Source organism: Allobosea sp. P5_A5 (genome assembly GCF_056400625.1).
On record NZ_JBFUKY010000017.1, the window covers coordinates 43,066 to 51,391 of the forward strand.

General features: G+C 63.4%; 6 protein-coding genes and 3 pseudogenes. 4 read left to right on the top strand and 5 right to left on the bottom strand.

The features are described from left to right. Positions 1-159 precede the first annotated feature (159 nt). Complete coding sequence (locus AC1DR6_RS22025; protein ID WP_476831416.1) at positions 160-543, top strand: hypothetical protein; 384 nt, start codon at positions 160-162, stop codon at positions 541-543. Between the two features lie 918 nt (positions 544-1,461). On the opposite strand, the gene AC1DR6_RS22030 is transcribed toward AC1DR6_RS22025, so the two are convergent. Next, positions 1,462-1,605 (bottom strand): hypothetical protein, encoded by a 144-nt coding sequence (locus AC1DR6_RS22030; RefSeq protein ID WP_476831417.1) that lies wholly within the window; start codon positions 1,603-1,605, stop codon positions 1,462-1,464. Positions 1,606-1,879: 274 nt separating this feature from the next. Continuing rightward, a pseudogene (locus AC1DR6_RS22035) lies at positions 1,880-3,241 on the bottom strand (MFS transporter). A gap of 92 nt (positions 3,242-3,333) precedes the next feature. Here AC1DR6_RS22035 and AC1DR6_RS22040 point away from each other — a divergent pair. Then, a complete protein-coding gene (locus AC1DR6_RS22040; protein ID WP_476831421.1) occupies positions 3,334-4,230 on the top strand; it encodes a LysR family transcriptional regulator in 897 nt (298 codons plus the stop codon). Positions 4,231-4,519: 289 nt separating this feature from the next. On the opposite strand, the gene AC1DR6_RS22045 is transcribed toward AC1DR6_RS22040, so the two are convergent. Next, positions 4,520-5,449 carry an amidohydrolase family protein gene (locus AC1DR6_RS22045; RefSeq protein ID WP_476831418.1) on the bottom strand — a complete coding sequence of 310 codons (930 nt, stop codon included), beginning with the start codon at positions 5,447-5,449 and terminating at the stop codon, positions 4,520-4,522. Between the two features lie 10 nt (positions 5,450-5,459). Next, positions 5,460-6,758 carry an MFS transporter gene (locus tag AC1DR6_RS22050; RefSeq protein ID WP_476831419.1) on the bottom strand — a complete coding sequence of 433 codons (1,299 nt, stop codon included), beginning with the start codon at positions 6,756-6,758 and terminating at the stop codon, positions 5,460-5,462. 267 nt (positions 6,759-7,025) lie between these two features. Between AC1DR6_RS22050 and AC1DR6_RS22055 the strand changes: the two are divergent. Next, positions 7,026-7,133: pseudogene (locus AC1DR6_RS22055) on the top strand (helix-turn-helix domain-containing protein); the annotation flags it as partial. Between the two features lie 76 nt (positions 7,134-7,209). Further along, a complete protein-coding gene (locus AC1DR6_RS22060) occupies positions 7,210-7,944 on the top strand; it encodes a LysR substrate-binding domain-containing protein (protein ID WP_476831420.1) in 735 nt (244 codons plus the stop codon). Positions 7,945-8,091: 147 nt separating this feature from the next. Here AC1DR6_RS22060 and AC1DR6_RS22065 read toward each other — a convergent pair. Beyond that, positions 8,092-8,326 (bottom strand): annotated as a pseudogene (locus AC1DR6_RS22065) (IS5/IS1182 family transposase); the annotation flags it as partial.

Consider the following 8,326-nt stretch of genomic DNA (forward strand, 5'->3'; position numbering starts at 1 on the left):
CCGGCAGCGGCCACGCGCCGCTGCCGCAAATCCGATCGCGATCGGGGCGCTGCGAGTCTAGACTTCCTCAATAGGTGGCGGCAGTTTGGATGGATCCGGACGTGAGCAAACCGGGCACCCCATTCCGCCGAGTCTGATCGATCCCGCCGACTGGTCCTATTGCATCCCTTCCTCGACGACTATCCGGCCTTTCATCCCGACCACTACTTCGTCGAGAAGGATGGCGAGACGATCAAGGGCGTCGAGACCTTCGGCATGTACAGCGGCCCGTTCGAGATGTGGCTCTCCCCCGTTCCGAACCTGTCGGTGCCGATCAAGCGGGATGAAAGCTACCCGTTCGCGTTCGGCGCCGTGGCGAGCCTGCCCGACGGCACGAACTCCAATGCGCCCGCTTTCATGCAATTCAAGCCGCTCGAGAACGGGTTGGCGGTCAAGGCCGGCTGCTGCTTCCCTGCCAAGGCGCCCAAGGAGATGGTCGAGGGCCACAAGCTCCACCTGGTCCTTGAGTTTCTGGGCTTCGCCAAAGCGATCGCGGCGCGCTGAAACGCTAAAGAAGGATTGGACATGCCGACAGTTCTGATTACCGGCGGTCACGAGGGATCGGGCTCGAATGCAGCAAGCTTCTCGCCGGGTAGTACCGCACCAGCCTCGTGCTGGCTGGTCGCAGCCTTGATCGTATCGAGCCCGTCGCGCGCGACAAGCAACGACCTATGGCGTCAGGGTCGATACCCTGAAGCTCGACACGTCGCCGCTGGTCTCGGTGCGGGCGGCGGCATCCAAGTGCCGCGCCATGCTAGAGGATGGGACACTCGATTCCCTCGATGCCAATCTCTGCAATGCCGGCGTTCGTTTGAACGGTCCGGTGACCTACAGCGTCGACGGCTACGAGGAGACCTTCGCGACCAAATGCGTTGGGCATTTTCTGCTCGATCGTGTGACGAGCTACGGCCGCGTAGTGTATAAAAGCAGCGGAACCCATGATCCGATACGCCCGATGGGAGGATGGTCGGTGCCGCGGTCAAAGCCGACGCCATTGCTCTTGCCAACGATGGCAAGGACGGCAAGAAGCCGCTGTCTACCGGCGTGTGTTATTCAACATCGAAGCTTTGCAACATCCTCTATGCCTACGAGCTCGATCGGCCGTTAAGGCTCTCGGGTCTACGGTAGCTGCCCTCGCGTTCGATCCTGGCGCTACGATGGGTACAGGCTTCCTTCGGTCGATGCCGAAGCCCGTGCGGTGGCTGAGCAATTCAACATTGACGATTTGGTTGATGCGACGGCTCGGCGTCATGATCGGCAGTAAGGAGTTTTCGGGCGCAGGCCTCGCCAGGGTCGCCGTAGATCCCGCCTACGCCAACAGCTTCGGGGCGTATGTGCAGTCGAACGACGGCCAACTGATCACGACGCGACAAGCGGGATGCGCCAGTAGCTGCTGTTCGACATTCGCCAGGAAGCGGACGTTCAGGCTTGCGAGCTGGCGGCACTTTGCAGGCCGCCGCCGATCACGAACGTGCCTTGGTCCGACTGCTTGAAGGAGCGCGGGTGACCGACAACGCTGACGAGGGGCTCCAGCAGGGGCGTGAGGCGCTCGGTGACGATTGTCATGGACGCGCGCACGCCCAGCTCGATTTCGTTGCTGAACAGCGCAGCGAGCCGCGCCGCCCATGCGCCGGCGGCGTTGACGACAACGCGTCACTCTGAGGGCGCGGTGGCGCCGCCCCCACATCGGACAATCAGGAGCAACTCAGGCACGGATTTTCGGTTGAGGACGGCGAAACTGGTGAGGTCGCTCCCCGGCCGACCCACGCAAGATATCCATCAAGACATACCGCATCCATGCAGGCTTCCGTTCCAGCCGATGAGCGAACAAAATTGCCCTTCAGCTTAAACTCTCATGGCGCACGCGCCCGAGGCTGACGAGCGCGGAGAGGCCTGCGAAGGCTGCGGCCAACACCAGGGCAACCTCCGGAGCCATCGCAGGCGGGGCGACCTGGAAGATAGTGGCCATCGCGACGGACCCGAGCGTCTGTCCGGTCAGCCGCGCCGTGCCCTGCATGGCCCCAGCTGCGCCACTGCGGGCCTTGGGCGCCGAGAGAAGCAAGACGCGGTTGTTCGGGCTCTGGAAAAGGCCGAAGCCGAGGCCGGCGATGACCGTGCTCACGATGAAGGTCGCTTCGTGCGGACCGGCCGGCAGCAGGCCGACCCCGGCAAGTCCGAGTGCCAGCAGAAAGCCACCCATGGCGCAGAGCCAGGCCGTCTTCACGCGTTGGGCCAGCCATCCGGATATCGGCGCAATCAATGCGACTGCCGCGGGCCAGGCCATCATGTAAAGGCCCGCCTGGGTCGCCATCATGCCGAGCCCGTGCTGGGCAAGGCGAGCAAGCCCAGCATCTGGCCGGTAAAACAGCAGACCGATGCGATGACGGAGACACGGAAGGCCGGGGCGGCGAAAAGATCGGTCGGCACGAGCGGCGCGGCTTTCCGACGTTCGATCCGCAGCAGCAGGACGAGGCAGGCGACCGACGCAGCGATCAGGAGGCCACCCGTTACCGGTGACTGCGCGACGCGGTCGGCACCGAGGAAGAACAGGACGAACATCAGGCTGTTGGCGGCCATCGCCCCGCCATCCAGCCGGCGGGCCACGCCTTTCGTCCGGACCAGAACGGCGCCCGATGCCAAGACGACGATACCGAGCGGGATGTTGACGGCGAAGAGCCAGGGCCAGCTCGCGATCGCGAGGATAGCGCCGGCAATGCCAGGTCCTGCGGCCGAGGCGATGGCAATCGTCATCGCATTGACCCCGATGATCGTGCCGAGGAGGCGGTGCGGCACGCAAAGCCGCAAATTCGTCACGCCAAGGGCCATCACCGCGCCGCCGCCGAGACCCTGCACGAACCGCGCCGCCACCAGCATGGGCAGCGTGCTAGAGAGGGCGCAGGCCGCCGAGGCCAGGTGAAGAGCGCGACGCCCGCGAGGAAGACTCGCCGAGGCCCGACCATCTCGCCGATGGCGCCGCAAGGCAGCAGAGCAACCAGGACAGCGAGCTGATAGCTCGAAACGACCCAGACGGCATCGCCTGGGCTGGCGTGCAGCGAAGCGGCGATCGAGGGCAGAGCGATGTTGGCATGGCGCCGTCGAGCACGACGAGCACCAGGGTGAGGAGGAGGACGGCTATCGCGAAATAGCGGCGTGGCGCAGGCAGGCCGTCATCATGGGGATCGAAAGCAGGTTGCAGCAGCATAGGGGCGTTCCGTGTTAGCTTCCATTCTGGTAAGCCGCAGCCTGAGTTTGCACCAGACGCAACAAAATCAACTGATGCTTGCACTGGACGCCATGCCTGACATCGATCTGAACCTGTTGAACGCCCTCGATGTCCTGCTTCAGGAACGCAGCGTGACGCGAGCTGCACTCAGGCTTGGGCTAAGCACCTCCGCAATGAGCCGGACCCTGTCACGGCTCAGGGAGGCGCTCGGCGATCCGATCTTGGCGCCGGCCGGCCGTGTGCTGGTGCCCACACCTCATGCCGAGGCCATCGCCGAACAGGTTCGCACGTTGCGTCTGGGCGCGCAGACCGTGTTGCGGCCGCCGAAGCCGATCGACCCGAAGAGCATGGAGCGCGAGTTCATCATCCGCGCCAACGACGCCTTCACGCAGCTCTATGCGGCAAAGCTAAGCGCGGCGGTGTCCGCCCTGGCACCTGGTGTGCGGCTGCGCTTCGTGGCGAAGCCCGACAAGGATATCGGGCCGCTACGAGACGGCCCGGTCGATCTCGAAATCGGTGTGATCCCCGCGAACGGGGGCGAGCTTCGTACCCAAACCCTCTATCGCGATACCTATGTCGGCGTAGCGCGCCCAGGCCACCCGATCCTTGATACGCCGGTCACGCCGGAACGCCTGTGCGCCTGGGGCCATGTGGTGTTCGCGCGGCGGCGGGGTCGGTCGGGCCCCGCGGACGAGGCGCTGGCACTCCACGGGCTTTCCCGACGGGTGGTCGTCATCGTTCCGGGCTTTTCGGCGGTGATCGCAGTGGTCTCGGCCTCAGATCTCCTCGGCCTCGTTCCCCGCTCGGCTTGCCTGGCCTTGGCGGGATACGACATGGTGCTATTTGACCTGCCGATCCCGATGCCGGAGATCGTTGTGTCGCAGATCTGGCACCCGCGGATGAATGCCGATGCCGGCCATCGCTGGCTGCGTGGGCTGGTATTCGAGGCGTTCCGCGCGGGTCCTTGACCGCGTCGGAAGTTGCCGACAGTACCAAGTGACCTTGAGGCCGAAGATCAGCGTTAACCTCCCATCACGTCTTTCAGCACGGCGCCACTTTCGGACGTTCGTCCTCTGCCGAAAAGCAGACGCTAATTCAAAGAATTCCGTACGGGCCCATGACCGCGTGTGAAGCTATCTGCGGCTGTTGCTCCGCGACACGCACGAATGCTTTCCTGAACAGGAGCGCCGAGCGAGGATAACTGAGAACCGGCACGTTGCGCTCGATGCACGCAAGATAATAGACCGCATTTTCTGGTTATCGCGCTGCGACGGGCGGCAAACGATAGGTCTCGCGCGCAGTGTCGCAAAATAGACGTCGCTGTTGGGCCAAGGTGTAGCGTGCGGCAATCTGCTTGAAGCTGGCGTAGATCGTGTCGAACGAGGCGCACAGGCTGTCGACGGGGAAATTGCTGGCAAACATTGCTCGCTCGGCCCCGAACATGGCGACGATCTCCTCGACAATCCAGCGATTGGCCTCGATGGTCCAGGGAATACCAGCCTGGCCCAAGCCGGATATCTTGACACGGACATTGGGGCAATCGGCTAACCGCGCCATGGCTCCGTGCCAGCATGTCAGGCCCTCCGCGCTGCGATCCGACGGCAAGCCGGCATGATTCAGGATGATCGTGGTGTCGGGAAACGAGCGCGCCAGGTCGCATGCCTCAGGAAGATTCCACCAAGGCGTCTGGAGGTCGAAATGCAGGTTATGGTGCTTTAGAGTCTCGAAGCCGCGACGCCAGCGCTCGTCGCCCATGAGCGTCCGCTCCGAACCCACCGTATCGGGATAGGCCGGCCCGCCGGGCTTGTGGCGCACACTACGTACGAGCGGACAGGCTGCTTGGCCCGCAATAACGATCTCTGCGTCGTCCCGGTCGAGCCAGGCTTGGGCCACGATGGCGTTGGGCACCCCGAAGCGCTTGGCGATGGTCGTGGCATAGGCAGTTTCCCCAAGTGGGTCGCGATCATCCCACTCCGTTTCGACATAGACGGTCTGGCGGACATCATGCTCGGCGGTGTCACCAAAGTAGTCGTCCGGCAAATAGCGCCGCTTGATGGCGGAGTAGTCGCCGTAGCGGAATGGGATTTTCGCGTCCGGCTTGAGCCAGGGATGTGGATTGGTGATCGGGTCCCAGAAATGCTGATGCGCGTCGACGATCGGACCTGTCCAGATGCTGCCTTCCTTCACGGCTCGCCCCTTAACTCGCCGGTGCGCTTTTGAAGTCGATCATCATGGTGCCGATGACGTAGAGCGCGGCGCATCCTGCGAAGTAATAAAGCACCATGAGATAGGTCCCCGTCGCCTGCAGGATCAGCCCGGCGATGATCGGAATGGCGATGCCGCTGGCGCTTCCGGCGAAGTTCATCGTGCCGCCGACGATACCGACCTTGTCCTTGGAGGTGAGGATAGCGGGAAGGCTCCAGTACAGGCTGCCGAAGTAAAGCAGGAACAGCGTCACGGACAGCAGGGCGACGGCTGCAATTGGATCGGCCACTTGCGGCAAGGCCAAGAATGCCAGCATCACGCCGAGGCCGCTGATGCCGAGCGCCAGCTTGTAGACCTTGCCGCGCGCCATGCCGCGCTCCTGCAGCTTGTCGACGAGGAACCCGCTGCAAAGCGAGCCGAACATGCCTGACAGGAAGATCACGAAGGTCGCGCCGCCCATCTGCTTCAGGTCGAAGCCGCGCGCCTGAGAGAGATAGCTCGGCCCCCACGTCAGGACGCCGAAATTGATCATGGCCCAGCTCATCCGACCGAGCAGGATCGCGGCGAGAGAGCGCGGCGTGATGCTGCGTGAGGCTTCCGAGACAGCCAATTGCGGCGAACCGGCATCCTGAATGATGGCGAGCTCGGCGGCGTTGACGCCTGGATGCACGGCCGGATCGTCGCGCAGATACCGCCACGCGACGTAGCCGAGCAGGATCGTTGCTACGCCTGCTACCAAGAAGGCCGTGCGCCAGGAATCGAAGGTCAGGATCAACCATGCGATGATCGCGCCGCCGAAGGCCGCACCCAGCGGAGCGCCGCTGTCCATCAGCACAGCGCCGCGTCCGCGCTCCTTCGCCGAGAGCCACAAAGAGTTCAGCTTCGCGCCAGCCGGAAACAACGGCGCCTCAGCTGCGCCCAAGCCAATACGGCTGAGCAGCAGCGAGACTCCGCCGGTGGCAACACCCGCAACCGACTGGAAGATGCCCCAGCCGATGGTCGCGCCAGCTATCAGCGCGCGCGGTCCGAAGCGGTCGATCAGCCAGCCGCCTGGGATCTGCAGCAGCGCATAGCTCCAGAAGAACGCGCTCAGGATTAAACCCTGCATCGCCGGCTCGAGGCTGAACTCCTTGGCGATGGTGGGCATAGCGATCGAGAGTGCTGTGCGGTCGATCAGATTGATGACCACCAATACGAAGACAATTCCAAAGATGCGCCAGCGCACGCTGGTTGCCGCCGCCGTATCCAGGCCCGCGCCGAGATAGGTCCGAGTCTGCTGGATGCCTGCCATGGTGTTTCCCCTGCCGCTGGAAGGCGAACGTTGATTGACGAGGGGCGCGGGCAGGACACGTTTGCCTTGCCGAGAGCCGTTTCCTCATGTGGCCGGCGATACGTGCCGCAGGCCTTCTTAGGTCACAGAGATAGCTCGCTTCGGTATTCCCGAATAATCAAGAGTTACGATATGGTGATATGAAATTAGATATCGCTTGGACGCTAGGGCATGAGCAGTCTCGATCTCGCCGCTGTGGCAATCTTGAAGCGTATCAAAAGCCGTCAGATGCTTTTGCTGGTTGCGCTTGACGACGAGAAGAGCCTCCGCAAGGCAGCAGCAGCGCTGAACCTGACTCAGCCGTCGGCGACAAAACTCCTGCAGGATCTCGAGCGCACCATCGGCAAGTTGTTGTTCGATCGCGGCAGCAACGGCATGACGCCGACCATCTATGGCGGCGTGATGATTCGGCATGCTCGGCTGCTTCTGGCCGATCTCGACCGGGCGAGGCTCGAGCTTGAAGCGCTGGCCTCCGGCGCGGCGGGACAGGATCGGTGGCGTCATCAGCGCGGTTCCCTTTCTGCTCGCCCGAGCCGTCGCACGGCTGAAGCAGGAACATCCGAGCCTTGCCGTGTCGGTCGAGACTGGCACCAGCGACGCTCTGGTGCCAGCTCTCGCCAAAGGCGATCTCGACGTTCTGCTGGCGCGCCCCCTGGTGCTCGAAGGACGCCCCGAATTCGACTACACCGAGATGATCGAGGAGCCGCTCCATATCGTCTCGCGCATCGGACATCCACTCGCGGATGTCCTGCCGCTGACGCTGGGCGACCTCGCATCCTGGCCTTGGGCGCTACTCCCTGCGGGCAGTCCGATGCGTAAGGTCCTGGCGCCGGTCTTTGCTCTCATGGGTCCGCGTCAGCCGCAGGATCTGGTCGAGACGTCATCGATGATGATGATGGTGGCACTGCTGCGGGAAAGCGACATGCTGGCTGTGATGCCGGCCGACGTCGCCCATTTCTGCACAAGGAACGGATTGCTCATTCGGCTTCCCGTGCAGCTGCCGCCGATCATGGGCTCCTACGGCATCGTCACGCGCAGAGACCGGCCGCCGTCGCCTGGTGTACTTGCCTTCATCCGACATCTGCGCGACGCGATGGTCAGCCGTGACCGGCCTGCCCTCTCTTATATGCCCGATTCCGTCACGTGAGCGTACGACCGAAGAACAGGCGCCTCTGTTGATTCCGTCGTTCAGTGCCCTGTGGACATTTTGCGCCAGAAGCCGACGTTCAAGGGGGTTCGAATAGCAGACGTTGCAGGAGCAAGTTCTGGGAGCACCGCGGCTTAGGGTCTGGACTCATAACCAGTAGCTGACGGTCGCTGCGATGCAGACTGCTGCGAGGAAGTTGACGGCGTTTCGATCGTATCGCGTGGCGACGCGGCGGAAATCCTTGAGGCGGCAGAACATCCGTTCGATGGCGTTGCGGTCGCGGTAGAGGACCGGGGAGAAGCAGTTCTTCCAGCGCCGGTTGGCCTTGGGCGGGATGTTGGGCATGGTGCCGTTCTCCTCGACCTGCCGGCGGATGGCGTTG